Source organism: Streptomyces plumbidurans (assembly GCF_019857225.1).
GTDB classification, from domain to species: domain Bacteria; phylum Actinomycetota; class Actinomycetes; order Streptomycetales; family Streptomycetaceae; genus Streptomyces; species Streptomyces plumbidurans.
The window spans coordinates 1-14343 of record NZ_JAFJSY010000033.1; the positions used below are offsets into that span (position 1 = coordinate 1).

The 14343-nt window shown below is 69.4% G+C and carries 15 protein-coding genes; 6 read left to right on the forward strand and 9 right to left on the reverse strand.

The annotated features are described in order from the left end of the window. From pta to pyk, 3 genes are all read left to right on the forward strand, one after another. Positions 1-1373, forward strand: a 1373-nt coding sequence (gene pta, locus JYK17_RS21425; RefSeq protein ID WP_222811013.1) for a phosphate acetyltransferase, incomplete at its 5' end; no start/stop codon positions are given. Next, positions 1370-2575, forward strand: coding sequence for an acetate kinase (locus JYK17_RS21430; RefSeq protein WP_108014947.1), 1206 nt, complete (start codon positions 1370-1372; stop codon positions 2573-2575). The genes pta and JYK17_RS21430, both read left to right, overlap by 4 nt. A 104-nt stretch (positions 2576-2679) precedes the next feature. Then, positions 2680-4107: a pyruvate kinase gene (gene pyk / locus JYK17_RS21435; RefSeq protein WP_108014946.1), complete on the forward strand. Its 1428-nt coding sequence runs from the start codon at positions 2680-2682 to the stop codon at positions 4105-4107. 109 nt (positions 4108-4216) lie between these two features. Here the strand turns inward: pyk and JYK17_RS21440 are convergent, their stop codons facing one another. The 4 genes from JYK17_RS21440 to JYK17_RS21455 form a co-directional block, all read right to left on the reverse strand. Further along, on the reverse strand, positions 4217-5557 hold the full coding sequence (locus JYK17_RS21440) for a hypothetical protein (RefSeq protein WP_222811014.1): 1341 nt from the start codon (positions 5555-5557) through the stop codon (positions 4217-4219). Next, on the reverse strand, positions 5547-6104 hold the full coding sequence (locus tag JYK17_RS21445; RefSeq protein ID WP_108014944.1) for a DUF6114 domain-containing protein: 558 nt from the start codon (positions 6102-6104) through the stop codon (positions 5547-5549). The genes JYK17_RS21440 and JYK17_RS21445 overlap by 11 nt, the downstream gene beginning before the upstream one ends. Positions 6105-6235: 131 nt before the next feature. Next, entirely contained in the window at positions 6236-6868 is a 633-nt protein-coding gene (locus JYK17_RS21450; protein ID WP_108014943.1) for a DUF6230 family protein, read from the reverse strand. A gap of 645 nt (positions 6869-7513) precedes the next feature. Beyond that, a complete protein-coding gene (locus tag JYK17_RS21455; protein WP_128801907.1) occupies positions 7514-8494 on the reverse strand; it encodes a tetratricopeptide repeat protein in 981 nt (326 codons plus the stop codon). 209 nt (positions 8495-8703) lie between these two features. Here JYK17_RS21455 and JYK17_RS21460 point away from each other — a divergent pair, with 209 nt between their 5' ends. Beyond that, positions 8704-9333, forward strand: coding sequence for a TetR/AcrR family transcriptional regulator (locus tag JYK17_RS21460; RefSeq protein ID WP_108014941.1), 630 nt, complete (start codon positions 8704-8706; stop codon positions 9331-9333). Between the two features lie 52 nt (positions 9334-9385). On the opposite strand, the gene icmA is transcribed toward JYK17_RS21460, so the two are convergent. The 5 genes from icmA to JYK17_RS21485 all read right to left on the reverse strand — a co-directional run bounded on the left by icmA (position 9386) and on the right by JYK17_RS21485 (position 12850). After that, entirely contained in the window at positions 9386-11086 is a 1701-nt protein-coding gene (gene icmA, locus JYK17_RS21465) for a coenzyme B12-dependent isobutyryl-CoA mutase large subunit (RefSeq protein ID WP_128801908.1), read from the reverse strand. A 108-nt stretch (positions 11087-11194) separates the two neighbouring features. Next, complete coding sequence (locus tag JYK17_RS21470) at positions 11195-11533, reverse strand: DUF3817 domain-containing protein (RefSeq protein ID WP_108014939.1); 339 nt, start codon at positions 11531-11533, stop codon at positions 11195-11197. 67 nt (positions 11534-11600) lie between these two features. Beyond that, positions 11601-12110 (reverse strand): MarR family winged helix-turn-helix transcriptional regulator, encoded by a 510-nt coding sequence (locus JYK17_RS21475; RefSeq protein ID WP_108014938.1) that lies wholly within the window; start codon positions 12108-12110, stop codon positions 11601-11603. 105 nt (positions 12111-12215) lie between these two features. Next, positions 12216-12509, reverse strand: coding sequence for an MTH1187 family thiamine-binding protein (locus tag JYK17_RS21480; RefSeq protein ID WP_108014937.1), 294 nt, complete (start codon positions 12507-12509; stop codon positions 12216-12218). Continuing rightward, positions 12506-12850 (reverse strand): DUF3817 domain-containing protein, encoded by a 345-nt coding sequence (locus JYK17_RS21485; protein WP_128801910.1) that lies wholly within the window; start codon positions 12848-12850, stop codon positions 12506-12508. The genes JYK17_RS21480 and JYK17_RS21485 overlap by 4 nt, the downstream gene beginning before the upstream one ends. A gap of 207 nt (positions 12851-13057) precedes the next feature. Here JYK17_RS21485 and JYK17_RS21490 point away from each other — a divergent pair, with 207 nt between their 5' ends. Both JYK17_RS21490 and JYK17_RS21495 read left to right on the forward strand, forming a co-directional pair. Next, positions 13058-13690, forward strand: a complete 633-nt coding sequence (locus JYK17_RS21490) for an AIM24 family protein (RefSeq protein WP_108014935.1) — start codon at positions 13058-13060, stop codon at positions 13688-13690. A 1-nt stretch (position 13691) separates the two neighbouring features. Continuing rightward, on the forward strand, positions 13692-14342 hold the full coding sequence (locus tag JYK17_RS21495; RefSeq protein WP_108014934.1) for an AIM24 family protein: 651 nt from the start codon (positions 13692-13694) through the stop codon (positions 14340-14342). Position 14343 lies beyond the last annotated feature (1 nt).

Below are 14343 nucleotides of genomic sequence, written 5' to 3' on the forward strand. Positions count from 1 at the left end.
TGCCGAACTTCCTCACCGCCCTGACCCCGGGCTGCCTGGTCGTCACCCCCGGGGACCGCGCCGACCTGGTGGTGGGCTCGCTGGCCGCGCACAGCGCCGGCACCCCGCCGATCGCCGGTGTGCTGCTCACCCTGAACGAGGTGCCGCCCGAGGAGATCCTCACCCTCGCCGCCCGGCTCGCGCCGGGCACGCCGGTGCTCTCGGTGGCCGGCACCAGCTTTCCCACGGCCGCCGAACTCTTCTCCCTGGAGGGGAAGTTGAACGCGGCCACCCCGCGCAAGGCGGAGACCGCGCTCGGCCTCTTCGAGCGCTACGCCGACACGGGCGAGCTGCTGAAAAGGGTCTCCGCGCCGAGCAGCGACCGGCTCACGCCGATGATGTTCGAGCACAAGCTGCTCGAACAGGCCCGCTCCGACAAGCGCCGGGTCGTCCTCCCGGAGGGCACCGAGGAGCGCGTCCTGCACGCGGCCGAGGTGCTGCTGCGCCGCGGCGTGTGCGACCTGACCCTGCTCGGGCCGGTCGAGCAGATCCGCAAGAAGGCCGCCGACCTCGGCATCGACCTGGGCGACTCGCAGCTGATCGACCCGGCCACCAGCGAGCTGCGCGACTCCTTCGCCGAGCAGTACGCCCTGCTGCGCGCCCACAAGGGCGTCACCGTGGAGCTGGCGTACGACGTCGTCTCGGACGTCAACTACTTCGGCACGCTGATGGTGCAGGAGGGCCTGGCCGACGGCATGGTGTCGGGCTCGGTCCACTCGACGGCGGCGACCATCCGGCCCGCCTTCGAGATCATCAAGACGAAGCCGGACACCGCCATCGTCTCGTCCGTCTTCTTCATGTGCCTCGCCGACAAGGTCCTGGCCTACGGCGACTGCGCCGTGAACCCGGACCCGGACGCGCGGCAGCTCGCCGACATCGCCATCCAGTCGGCCGCCACGGCCGCGCAGTTCGGCGTGGAGCCGCGGATCGCGATGCTGTCGTACTCCACGGGCACCTCCGGCACGGGCGCGGACGTGGACAAGGTGCGCGAGGCCACCGATCTGGTGCGCTCGCGGCGGCCCGACCTGAGGATCGAGGGGCCGATCCAGTACGACGCCGCCGTGGAGCCGAGTGTCGCGGCCACCAAGCTGCCGGACTCCGAAGTCGCCGGTCAGGCAAGCGTGTTGATCTTCCCCGACCTGAACACCGGCAACAACACCTACAAGGCCGTGCAGCGTTCGGCCGGCGCGATCGCGGTCGGCCCGGTGCTGCAGGGCCTGCGCAAGCCGGTCAACGACCTCTCCCGGGGCGCCCTCGTCTCGGACATCGTCAACACCGTCGCCATCACGGCCATCCAGGCCCAGCACCCGAACGAGAAGGCAACCGCCCAGTGAGCCCGTCCCGCGTCCTCGTCCTCAACTCCGGCTCCTCGTCGGTGAAGTACCAGCTGCTCGACATGCGCGACAGCAGCAGGCTGGCCGCGGGGCTCGTCGAGCGGATCGGCGAGGAGACCTCGCGGCTTCGGCACACACCGCTGGCCCGGGGCGGCGAGACGCGCGAGTGGAACGCCCCGGTCGCCGACCACGAGGCGGCGCTCAAGGCCGTGTCGCAGGAGCTGGCGAGGGACGGGCTGGGGCTCGACTCGCCGGAACTGGCCGCGATCGGCCACCGGGTGGTGCACGGCGGGAAGCGGTTCACCGAGCCGACCGTGGTCGACGAGGCCGTGCTCGCCGAGATCGAACGGCTGATCCCGGTGGCACCGCTGCACAACCCGGCGAACCTCACCGGCATCCGCACGGCCCAAGCGCTGCGCCCGGACCTGCCGCAGGTCGCGGTCTTCGACACCGCCTTCCACACCACGATGCCGGAGTCGGCCGCCCGCTACGCGATCGACGTGCGCACCGCCGACGAGCACCGCATCAGGCGCTACGGCTTCCACGGCACCTCGCACGCCTATGTGTCCCGGGCGACCGCGAAGCTGCTCGGCAGGGCCCCGGAGGAGGTGAACGTGATCGTGCTGCACCTGGGCAACGGCGCGTCCGCCTCCGCCGTGCGGGGCGGCAGGTGCGTGGACACCTCCATGGGGCTGACGCCTTTGGAGGGACTGGTGATGGGTACGCGCTCGGGGGACGCCGATCCCGCCGTCATCTTCCATTTGGCGCGTGTTGGCGGAATGTCCATCGATGAAATCGACACTCTTCTCAACAAGAAGAGCGGGCTGGTCGGCCTGTGCGGCGACAACGACATGCGGGAGATACGACGTCGTATCGACGAGGGCGACGCTCAAGCACAGCTCGCCTTCGACATCTACATTCACCGTCTGAAGAAGTACATAGGCGCCTATTGCGCCGTTCTCGGTACGGTGGACGCGATCGCGTTCACCGCCGGAGTCGGCGAGAACGCCGCGCCGGTGCGGGAGGCGGCCGTCGCGGGCCTGGAGATCCTGGGCCTCGCGGTGGACGGCGCACTGAACGCCGTGCGCAGTGACGAGCCGCGGCTGATCTCCCCCGAGGACGCACGGGTGAAGATCGCCGTGGTGCCGACCGACGAAGAACTGGAAATCGCGACGCAGACCTTCGCCCTGGTCGAAGGGTGACGATATGCGGCTGCCCCGGGTGGGCAACTGAGCACCCGGCCGCCCATTTGTATCTTCCGCCAGACGGAATATTCCGCGGCGAAACAAACCGATAGGATCGCCCCATGCGCCGTTCGAAAATCGTCTGTACTCTCGGCCCCGCGGTCGACTCCCACGAAATGCTGGTCTCGATGATCGAGGCCGGAATGAATGTGGCCAGGTTCAACTTCAGCCACGGCTCCCACGCCGAGCACCAGGGGCGGTACGACCGCGTCAGGGCCGCGTCCAAGGAGACCGGCCGGGCCATCGGCGTCCTCGCCGACCTGCAGGGCCCGAAGATCCGCCTCGAGACCTTCGCCGAGGGCCCGGTCGAGCTCGAGCGCGGTGACGAGTTCGTCATCACGACCGAGGACGTCCAGGGCGACAAGTCCGTCTGCGGTACGACGTACAAGGGCCTGCCCGGCGACGTCGACCGCGGCGACCAGATCCTGATCAACGACGGCAACGTCGAGCTGAAGGTCCTGGACGTCGAGGGCCCGCGGGTGAAGACGATCGTCATCGAGGGCGGCGTCGTCTCCGACCACAAGGGCATCAACCTGCCCGGCGCGGCCGTCAACGTGCCCGCGTTGTCCGAGAAGGACGTCGAGGACCTCCGCTTCGCGCTGCGCATGGGCTGCGACATGGTCGCGCTGTCCTTCGTGCGGGACGCCAAGGACGTCGACGACGTCCACAAGGTGATGGACGAGGAGGGCCGCCGGGTCCCCGTCATCGCCAAGGTGGAGAAGCCGCAGGCGGTGCAGAACATGGAGGGCGTCGTGATGGCCTTCGACGCCGTCATGGTGGCCCGTGGCGACCTGGCCGTGGAGTACCCGCTCGAGAAGGTCCCGATGGTGCAGAAGCGCCTCATCGAGCTGTGCCGCCGCAACGCCAAGCCGGTGATCGTGGCGACCCAGATGATGGAGTCGATGATCACCAACTCCCGTCCCACGCGCGCCGAGGCGTCCGACGTCGCCAACGCGATCCTGGACGGCGCCGACGCGGTCATGCTGTCCGCCGAGTCGAGCGTGGGCGCGTACCCGGTCGAGACCGTGAAGACGATGTCGAAGATCGTGACCGCGGCCGAGGAGGAGCTGCTCTCCAAGGGCCTGCAGCCGCTGGTGCCGGGCAAGAAGCCGCGCACGCAGGGCGGTTCGGTCGCCCGTGCCGCCTGCGAGATCGCCGACTTCCTCGGCGGCCGGGGCCTGGTGGCCTTCACGCAGTCCGGCGACACCGCCCGCCGGCTGTCGCGCTACCGCGCCCAGCAGCCGATCATCGCCTTCACCACCGACGAGAACACCCGCAACCAGCTCACCCTCAGCTGGGGCGTGGAGTCGCACGTGGTGCCGTTCGTGAACACCACGGACGAGATGGTCGACATGGTCGACCAGGAGATCGCCAAGATCAACCGCTTCAACCCCGGCGAGATCGTCATCATCACCGCCGGTTCACCCCCCGGCGTCCCCGGCACCACCAACATGCTCCGGGTGCACCACATCGGCGGCGGCAGCAACTGACGTATCCGCACGGGGCCTTGAAGGCTCCTGTACGCCGCTGAGGGCGCCCCCTGCGACAGGGGGCGCCCTCAGCGCTTGTGCGGCTCCCGAACGGGCCTGTGCGTGGCGCTCAGCCGATTCCGTCGGTCGTGTACACGTGCATACCCGGCACGTGCAGGGTTCCGCCGAACTGCGCGGCCTGGACGACCTTCACGTTGGTGAAGTAGATCAGCGGGATGTTCAGCGGCGGCGGGAAGCCGGGCGTGAACGTGATCGGGATGAGCCCGAACAGGTTCCCGGAGATGGACTCCGTGTACATCGTCGTGTCGCCGTCACGGATCGTGGACGTCGTGCCCGAGCCGGCCTGGACGTGGTACGTCTTGCCCTGCTGCTTGTCCTTGACCGTCTGGTGCAGGTCGCCGATGTCGGTGCCGCCGGAGACGACGTACTTGAGCACCTTCTTGGTGGTGCCGTTGGCCGTCCTCACCTTGACGACGCCCTGGTAGTCGGCGCCCTTCAGGGTCAGCGAGCTGGCGCTCAGGTACCAGGGGTCGTCCGCCACCGGCACCTTGTTGTCGACGCCGCCCTCGTCGTCCGTGGCGGTGGGGCAGTCCCCCGCGTCCGCGCTCGAACTCGGCGAGGGGTCGGCCGCCTTGGTGGCCGAATCGGCCGCCTTCTCGGCCGCCTTGGTGGCGTCGTCCACCGCCTTGGAGACCTTGTCGGTCGTGTCCTTCACGGTGCCGTCGACCGTGTCGGTGACCTTCTTGGTCGTGTCCTTGACGGTGCCCGCGAGACCCTTGCCGGACGAGTCCGAGGACGCGCTCGCGCTCGGCGTGGCGGACGCGGACGGTGTCGCGCTCGCGCTCGGCGAGGAGCTGTCGCTGCCGCCGCCCAGCAGACCGCCGAGCGCGTCACCGAGGCCGCCCAGCAGACCGCCTCCGCTGCTCGCGGACGCCGAGGGGCTCGACGAGGCGGTGGAACCGCTCGACGTGTCCTTGCTCGAACTGCCCGACGCGGACGGCGAAGGCGTCGCCTTGTCGCCCGAACCGGAGTCCGACGAGTCCGCCTTGTCCGAGCCGGAGGGGCTCTTCGAGGAATCCGAGGAGTCCTTCGAGGAGTCCGACGCGGACGGCGAGGGCGAGGCCTTGTCGTCCTTGCTCTTTGAGGCGGAGGGCGACGGCGAGGCCGAGGCGTCGTCGCCGAGGGCGGCGACACAGTCCTTGTACTCGTCCGCCGTCAGGCTCTTCGCCGTCGGGGACGGCGTACCGCCACCCCCGGCCGCGAGGGCGAGCGAGGACGTGAAGCCCATGCCCACGAGCACCGCGGTCGGCATCGCGGCCATGGCTATCGCCTTGCCCGCAGGCATGTGGAACCTGGTGAACAACGGCTTCTTGGGAGCCGCGTGGCGGGCCCTGGTTCTCTCACGGGACTCGTCCACATCAGCCCCGTGGATCACCTCGTCAGCCGGCACTGTGCCTCCCGTTCACCCCGTTGGCCGGGCTCGTTCCTGACAGATCGTGCGGCTCGCCCACCACGGGCTTGAGGATGGTGGTGTCCGTGTCCATGGCCTGCGGAGCACCGCCCGTACCCGGCGTGTCCTCCCGCTCCTCCTCCACGGGCGGCTCGCCCGGCGCCCAGGCCACGGCCATGGATCCGCCGATCAGCGAGAGCAGGAAGCCCAGGAGGAATCCACCGAGGTTGGACACGGGGATGGACACCAGCCCCAGAAGGATCGCCGCGATACCCGCGAAGGTACGCACGTGCTTCTGGAACCAGAGGCTGAAGCCCAGGACGACCAGCAGCACCCCGATGATCAGGGACCCGGCACCGGCGGTGGTGGCCATCGCCAGCGTCAGGTGCCCCACCTGGAGGTGGGCGTACGGGAAGTAGGCGATGGGGAGTCCGGCCAGCATGACGAACAGGCCGGCCCAGAACGGCCGCGTGCCCCGCCAGGCGCGGAACTGCACCCTCCGGCGGCTGAACTGGCCGGCGGGCTCGGCAGGAGTCTCGGCGCTCATGGAATACAGCTCCCTGGTGCGGCTTTGCTGTGGTGATGGTGCTGTGGTGGTGGGTTGTAGTACGTGTGAAGACAGCCCTGGAAGGGTGACGGGCGGGGGCGCCATCGGCTCCCCCGCCCGTCAACGAGCGCCTAGTAGCACTCGTGCGTACCCGTCTTCACGGACATCTTCAGCCCGCTGAGCTTGAAGGTTCCGGCGGTGGTCGCCCACGCCGTCTGCTTCACACCGCTCAGCGTGGCCGAGTCGGCCTGCTGCGCGAACCCGTTCGGGTTCGCGGCGTCACCGCTGTGAATGCCGGGACCCTTGCTGGCGTCCTTGGCGGCCACACCGATGTCGATGTTCTTGAACGTCGCGTCGGCGCTCAGGTCATCGAGGTCGATGTACAGGTTGTCGGCCTCGACGGGGGTGCTGCCACCGCCCGCCTTCAGCACGAGGCTGACGGTGCCGATCACCGGGATGTCCGGGGTGACCACGGACTGGCACAGGTCCTTGATCGACGCGGACTTGAACGCCGAGACGGCGACCGGGTGGGCCGTCTTCTTGCCGTCGAGGGTGTACCCCGAGTCAACGGCGCCGTACTGCGAGAAGCCGGTGCCGGTCAGCTGGTCGGCCGTCACCTTGAACTGCTGGCCGGACACGCTGAATGACGCGGCGAGAGCGCCCTGCGCGAGGGCGACACCTATCGCGGCCGTAGCGGCGACGCTGGGCACCATGACCACAGCGAACCGCTTCCATCTGGTCCCGCCACGCACCTGGGACTCCATATTTCCTCCTTCTCGGACGTACATCTCCTGGTCCCGACCGCCCCTTTGTCGGCGGCTCGGCCGGGCAGGGATGGGAGAAGTGCTACGTCCTCGGGAAGGAGAGCGCCTGTCTCGGAGGCGCGAACCGCGCACCGATCACCGGCGATCACCCCCGAGCGACAACCACTGGTCGCGCCTGACACGCATCACGCACAACCTTGCTGGACAGGCTTCGCCGCCTGGACGAAGACCCCCCTGCCCAAGAGCCGGCGTCAGGGACGTCGGCTCTGCTCGGTGGGGACCCAGGATCTCCCGCGACCCAACCGGCTGTCGGGGTACGGGATAGGACCGAGCGTCGCCGATCGTGGTGCATTCTCGCCGCCCGCACAAGGGGCTTCGTTACTGGGTAGTAACGGCCGGATAACCGAAGGACGACCCACAGGTCTCGGCCGACGACGGAGGGTGCTGCCGGGGGCGCAGACAAAACCATTGATCATTGGACAGAAACCGACAGATCAACGCTCGGAACTTACTGGCAGTAACAGCGGCCGCGTTTACCAAGTTTTGGTAAAGCACGGCCGCACTGACGTTCCGTCGGCAAATCTTTCACTTGGGCATCACATGCCCCAGCGTTTAGCGACTGGTCAGAACCGGCCCCACGCCCTGCTAGAAGAGTGCGCGCGCGAGTGCCCTGCGTGACGACGCCACTCTCGGATCATCGGTCCCGACAACCTCAAAAAGCTCCAGCAGTCGCACCCGTACCGTGTCCCGCTCGTCACCCGCCGTGCGCCGGACCGTGTCGATGAGCCGCCCGAAGGCGTCCTCGACATGACCGCCGACGAGATCCAGATCGGCCGCGGCGATCTGCGCCTGGGCGTCGCCCGGCCGGTCCGCGGCGTCCCTGCGCACCTGCTGCGGGTCAAGACCCTGCACCCGCTGGAGCAACTCGGCCTGGGAGAGCCCGAGTTTGGCCTCGGGGTGGCCCGGGTCCTCGCTCAGCACGTTCTTGTACGCCTGCACCGCGCCGGCCAGGTCGCCCGAGTCCAGGGCTCGCACGGCCGCCTCGAGGAGCGCGTCGTACGGCCCGGCCGGAGCCGTCTCGGCCGCGGCGGGGCCGCCGCCCGGCTCGGCGTCCGGGTCGACCGTCAGGCCGGTCAGACCGAAGCGCTGCTCGGCCACCTGCACCAGCTGGTCCAGGGTCTGGCGGATCTGGGCCTCGCCGGCCGCCCCCTGGAAGAGCGGCAGCGCCTGCCCGGCGACGACCGCGAAGACCGCCGGGATGCCCTGGATCCCGAACTGCTGCATCAGCATCTGATTGGCGTCGACGTCGACCTTTGCGAGCAGGAAGCGGCCGTTGTACTCGACGGCGAGCCGTTCGAGCACGGGGCTCAACTGCTTGCAGGGCTCGCACCACTCGGCCCAGAAGTCGATGACGACGGGCACCTCGGTGGACCGCTGCAGGACGTCGTTCTCGAATCCGGCCTCGTCTACGTCGATCACCAGGTCGGCCGGAGAGACGGCACCCGGGCCGCCGCCCTGCCGCGCGGCTTCGGCGCGCGCCTGCTCCGCCTTCGCCTTGGCCTCCTGGGCCGCCTTCACCGCGGCGAGGTCGACGACTCCGCTCATGGACATGTTCCGTGGCTGCATGCGTCTATCCTCCCCCGTCCGCCCGCGGTGTGTGAAAAGCCGTGTGAAAGCCGGTCGTACTGCGTTGTGTTCCGCGCCGGGTCCCCACCCCGCGCCACGCCAGTGGTTTCGCTACGAGTCGTAGCGTAATGGCTTCGGGTGCCCGTCCGCGACCACCCCCCGGTGATCTCCCTCACGGCTTCACGAGAACGGCCGGTTATGGTCGATGGATGCAGAGCCGCACCCCCGCCACCCGTGCCTCGGGACGCCCGCGCAGCGTCGAGGCCGATGCCGCGATCCTCGCGGCCACGCGGGAGGCGCTGGTGGAGCTGGGCTGGTCGAAGCTCACCCTGGGAGACGTGGCGACGCGCGCCGGGGTTGCGAAGACGACCCTCTACCGTCGCTGGGCGGGCAAGAACGAGTTGGTGGTCGACGCGGTGGCGGAGCTCTTCGACGAGCTCGCCCTGCCCGACCGCGGCACCCTCGCCGCCGACATCGAGGGCGTGGTCCTGCAGTTCGCGGCGATCCTGGCCCGCCCGGAGGCCAGGAGCGGCCTGATGGCGGTGGTCGCCGAAGGGACCCGCGACGAGGCGCTGCGCGAACGTATCCGCGAGTCGATCGTCACCCGTCAGAAGCGGCTGGTCGTGGAGGGGCGGGCGCGCGCCCAGGCGCGCGGCGAACTGCCCCCGGAGAACGACCCCGTGGAGGCGGCCCGCACGGTCGACCTGATCTTCGACGTGGTGGCCGGCGCGGTGGTGCACCGCACCCTGGTGAGCGCGGAGCCGGCCGACGAGGAATGGGTGCGCGACTTCACGCGCGTACTGCTGCTGGGCCTGAAGGGGGCCTCCCAGGCCGGCTAGGGGCCCCTCGGACTGTCAGAGGCCCCTGCGGCGGCTTCGGAACTCGACTGGTTCAGAACCCCGCGGGTTCCGTGTACACCCCCCACTCGTCCCGCAGCACCCCGCAGATCTCGCCCATGGTGGCCTCTGCGCGCACGGCGTCCAGCATCGGCTCGATCATGTTGGCGCCGGAGCGGGCCGCCTCCAGCATCGCGTCCAGGGCCGTGCGCACGGCGCTGTCGTCCCGGGCGGCCTTGCGGGCGGCCAGCGCCCGCACCTGCTCCCGCTCGACCTCGTGGCTGACGCGCAGGATCTCCAGGTCGCCGGTGACGGACCCGGTGTGGACGTTCACGCCCACGACCCTCTTCTCGCCCTTCTCCAGCGCCTGTTGGTACTGGAAGGCGGACTCGGCGATCTCGCCGGTGAACCAGCCGTCCTCGATGCCGCGCAGGATCCCGGAGGTGATCGGGCCGATCGGGTGCCTGCCGTCGGGATGCGCCCGCAGACCCCTCTCCTTTATCTGCTCGAAGATCTTCTCGGCGTCCGCCTCGATCCGGTCGGTGAGCTGCTCGACGAACCACGAACCGCCCAGCGGGTCGGCGACGTTGGCGACGCCGGTCTCCTCCATCAGCACCTGCTGCGTGCGCAGCGCGATCTCCGCCGCCTGCTCGCTGGGCAGCGCGAGGGTCTCGTCCAGGGCGTTGGTGTGCAGCGAGTTGGTCCCGCCGAGCACCGCCGCGAGCGCCTCCACGGCCGTACGCACGACGTTGTTGTACGGCTGCTGCGCGGTCAGGGAGACGCCGGCGGTCTGCGTGTGGAAGCGCAGCCACTGCGCCTTCTCGCTCTTGGCGCCGTAGACGTCGCGCATCCAGCGGGCCCAGATGCGGCGCGCGGCGCGGAACTTGGCGATCTCCTCGAAGAAGTCGACGTGCGCGTCGAAGAAGAAGGACAGGCCGGGGGCGAACACGTCCACGTCGAGCCCGCGGCTGAGCCCGAGCTCCACGTACCCGAACCCGTCGGCCAGGGTGTACGCCAGCTCCTGCGCGGCCGTCGAGCCGGCCTCGCGGATGTGGTAGCCGGAGACGGACAGCGGCTTGTAGGCGGGGATGCCGGCGGCGCAGTGCTCCATCAGGTCGCCGATCAGGCGCAGATGGGGCTCGGGCTGGAAGAGCCACTCCTTCTGCGCGATGTACTCCTTGAAGATGTCCGTCTGCAGCGTGCCGTTGAGCACGGCGGGGTCGACGCCCTGCCGCTCGGCCGCGACCAGGTACATGCAGAAGGCGGGCACGGCCGGTCCGCTGATCGTCATGGACGTGGTCACATCGCCCAGCGGGATGTCCTTGAACAGGACCTCCATGTCGGCCGCGGAGTCGATGGCCACCCCGCAGTGGCCGACCTCGCCGAGCGAGCGCGGGTCGTCGGAGTCGCGGCCCATGAGCGTCGGCATGTCGAAGGCGACGGACAGACCGCCGCCGCCATTGCGCAGGATCATCTTGTAGCGCTCGTTGGTCTGCTCGGCGTTGCCGAACCCGGCGAACTGCCGGATGGTCCACGTACGCCCCCGGTATCCGGTGGGATACAGCCCGCGCGTGAAGGGGTACTCCCCGGGCCACCCGATGCGCTCGAAGCCCTCGTACGTGTCCCCCGGCCGGGGTCCGTACGCGGGCTCCACGGGGTCACCGGAGAGCGTGGTGAAGTCGGCCTCACGCTTGCGCGAAGCGTCGTACCGGGCCTGCCAGCGACGGCGGCCCTCCTCGATGGCGTCAGCGTCCATACGATCCAATTTACTTGGACGTCCTAATAAATGTCGAGGTACTAGGACGTCCAACTAAATTGGCCGAGGCGACCGCCGTACGCACACACGGGCGTACGGCGGTGTCGTTCAGGCCTTGGCGACCGCGGGGGCCTCGTCGGCGGTCCGGGCCTGAAGCTCGTGGGTGATCCTGCGCTCGACGAAGAACGCGGCCGTCGGAACCGTCCCCGCGAGCAGCACCCACAGCTGCTTGCCGACCGGCCACTTCGCCTTGGAGCCCAGGTCGAAGGCGAAGATCAGGTAGACGACGTAGAGCCAGCCGTGCGCGATGGCGACGACGCGGGTGAAGTCCGCGGCGCCGTCCACGTCCAGGCCGTACTTGGCGATCATGCTCAGGCACAGCAGGACCAGCAGGACACCGGTGACATAGGCCATGACGCGATAGCGGGTCAGCACGCTCTTCTTCATGCCGTCGAGCGTAACCGCACGTTCCGGGAGATCTTGGGCCGGGTCGGGCCCGCGTCCCGGGGGCGGGTCAGTCCTCGTCGAAGTCGTGGGCGGCCACCCGCAGCGGCCGCAGCATCGCGAAGATCTCCCCGCACTCCTCGGCGTCGTAGGCACCGAGGCCGAAGTCCATCGCCATCAGGTCGCGGGTGGCCGCCTCGACCACCTCACGGCCCTTGCCGGTGATGGACGCGAGCGTGCCGCGCCCGTCGTTGGGGTTGGGGCGCTTGGCCACCAGGCCCGACCGCACCAGCCGGTCCACGGTGTTCGTCACCGAGGTGGGGTGCACCATCAGCCGCTCGCCGATCTTCGACATCGCCAGCTCGCCCTCCTTGGAGAAGGTGAGCAGCACCAGCGCCTCGTACCGCGCGAACGTGAGTCCGTACGGCTTGACCACCGCGTCGACCTCGGCGAGCAGGATCTGGTGGGCACGCATGATCGAGGTGATGGCCGCCATGGACGGCACGTTTCCCCAGCGCTGCTTCCAGAGCTCGTCGGCGCGGGCGATCGGATCGAAGGGAAGGCTGAGCGGCTTCGGCACGGCACAGACCTTACCGGCCGGTCATATGGTGGTCAGCCCCGTCTCGCCCTTCAATACCGCGGACTTGGAGCGCCGGCAGCGCACGGCGCACCGCCCAGGACGCGGCTACTCGGCGAGGTGGCGCTCCACCGTCTCCACCTTGGAGGTGAGCCCGTCGCTCACGCCGGGGCGGATGTCGGCCTTGAGGACCAGCGAGACGCGCGGCGCGCGCTCCTCGACGACGGCGACGGCGCGCCTGACGACGTCCATGACCTCGTCCCACTCACCTTCGACCGAGGTGAACATGGCGTCGGTGCGGTTGGGCAGACCGGACTCGCGGACGACCCGGACGGCGTCGGCGACGTACTCCCCCACGTCCTCGCCGACGCCCAGCGGCGTCACGGAGAAGGCGACGATCATGCGTTCACGACCCCTTCCTGGCGGGCGCGCGAGGCGATGACCTCGTCCTCGGCGGCGCGCTTGAGCTTGCGCTCGGCGAAGAAGCCGCCGGTCGGCAGGACGGAGAGGACGAAGTAGAACGCCGCGGTCTTGAGCGGCCACTTGGTGCGGTTCCAGGCGTCGGCCCAGAAGACCACGTACAGGATGAAGAGCACGCCGTGGACCATGCCCATCACCGGCACCGCGTTGAAGTCCGTGGTCCGCTTCAGCACGGAGCAGACCAGCAGGAGCAGGAAGGACACGGCCTCGGGGGCCGAGACGAGTCGCAGGCGGCGGAGGGCGGTGGCGGTCTTGAGGTCCACGGGTCACCTTCGGTGGGAGACGGGTTCGCTTTTTGTGAACGGATGCACAAGCGTTCGTCCATTCTGGCAAACGCCGGGACCGGCACCGGCCGGGGGGTCGTACGAAACGGGCTCTCACGGGCCCCCTAGGGGTCCGGTCTGGGGTTTTCTCCACCCTTCGGGCCCTGTTCCGCGCGCCCGCCCGGCGGCTACCTTCGCAGCGTGGCGATGTTCCGACTTCAAGGCAGCAAGGTGCTCGCCGTCGACATGACCGGGGACGCCGTGAAGGCGAAGAACGGCTCGATGGTCGCGTACGACGGTCAGATGGCCTTCAAGAAGCTCAGCGGCGGCGGTGAGGGGCTGCGCGGGATGGTGACGCGGCGGCTCACCGGCGAGCAGATGACCGTGATGGAGGTGAAGGGGCACGGCACGTGCTGGTTCGCGGACCGGGCCTCGGAGATCAACCTCGTGGGACTCCAGGGGGAGAAGCTGTATGTGGAGTCGAGCAATCTGCTCGCGACCGACGCCGGCCTGCGGACCGGCACGACCTTCACCGGACTGCGCGGCGCCTCGCAGGGCAACGGGCTGTTCACGACGACCGTCGAGGGCCACGGCCAGGCGGCGATCATGTCGGACGGCCCGGCGGTGGTGCTCAGGGTGAGCGCGCAGTACCCGCTCACCGTCGACCCGGGGGCGTACATCGCGCACCAGGGCAATCTGCGGCAGTCCTTCCAGTCCGGTGTGACGTTCCGCACCCTCCTCGGCGAGGGCGGCGGGGAGGCCTTCCAGATCAGGTTCGAGGGGGACGGGCTGGTGTACGTGCAGCCGAGCGAGCGGAACACGATCGCGGGGGACGTCTGAGATGCCCTTCCGCGAGATCAACTCCAAGATGGTGGAGGCCACGCTGCTGCCCGGGCAGCGGCTGTTCAGCCAGCGCGGCGCCATGCTCGCCTACCAGGGCGAGGTGACCTTCACGCCCAACATCCAGGGCGGCCAGGGCGGGGTCATGTCGATGATCGGCCGCCGCGTCGCCAACGAGGCCACCCCGCTGATGAGCGTCGAGGGCAGCGGCACGGTCCTGTTCGGGCACGGCGGCCACCACGTCCAGGTGATCAACCTCACCGGCGACACCCTCTATGTGGAGGCGGACCGCCTGCTCGCCTTCGAGGGCACCCTCCAGCAGGGCACGATGTTCATGGGCTCGCAGGGCGGCGTGATGGGTATGGTGCGCGGCCAGGTCACCGGCCAGGGGCTGTTCACGACCACGCTGAAGGGCCACGGCTCGGTCGCCGTGATGGCTCACGGCGGCGTCTTCGAGATCCCCATCAACCCGCAGCACCCGGTCCATGTCGACCCGCAGGCCTACGTCGCCCACCACGGCGACGTGCGCAACAAGCTGTCCACCGCGCTGGGCTGGCGGGACATGGTGGGCCGCGGCTCCGGCGAGGCCTTCCAGCTGGAGCTCAGCGGCAACGGCTCGGTGTACGTCCAGGCCTCGGAGGAGAAGCTGTGAG

Bases quoted from the DNA above. Each gene is read 5' to 3' on its own strand.
- JYK17_RS21495 (WP_108014934.1), top strand. From the start codon at position 13,692: ATGCCCTTCCGCGAGATCAACTCCAAGATGGTGGAGGCCACGCTGCTG.
- pyk (WP_108014946.1), top strand. From the start codon at position 2,680: ATGCGCCGTTCGAAAATCGTCTGTACTCTCGGCCCCGCGGTCGACTCC.
- JYK17_RS21460 (WP_108014941.1), top strand. From the start codon at position 8,704: ATGCAGAGCCGCACCCCCGCCACCCGTGCCTCGGGACGCCCGCGCAGC.
- JYK17_RS21480 (WP_108014937.1), bottom strand. From the start codon at position 12,509: ATGATCGTCGCCTTCTCCGTGACGCCGCTGGGCGTCGGCGAGGACGTG.
- JYK17_RS21490 (WP_108014935.1), top strand. From the start codon at position 13,058: ATGTTCCGACTTCAAGGCAGCAAGGTGCTCGCCGTCGACATGACCGGG.
- JYK17_RS21445 (WP_108014944.1), bottom strand. From the start codon at position 6,104: ATGAGCGCCGAGACTCCTGCCGAGCCCGCCGGCCAGTTCAGCCGCCGG.
- JYK17_RS21450 (WP_108014943.1), bottom strand. From the start codon at position 6,868: ATGGAGTCCCAGGTGCGTGGCGGGACCAGATGGAAGCGGTTCGCTGTG.
- JYK17_RS21455 (WP_128801907.1), bottom strand. From the start codon at position 8,494: ATGCAGCCACGGAACATGTCCATGAGCGGAGTCGTCGACCTCGCCGCG.
- JYK17_RS21470 (WP_108014939.1), bottom strand. From the start codon at position 11,533: ATGAAGAAGAGCGTGCTGACCCGCTATCGCGTCATGGCCTATGTCACC.
- icmA (WP_128801908.1), bottom strand. From the start codon at position 11,086: ATGGACGCTGACGCCATCGAGGAGGGCCGCCGTCGCTGGCAGGCCCGG.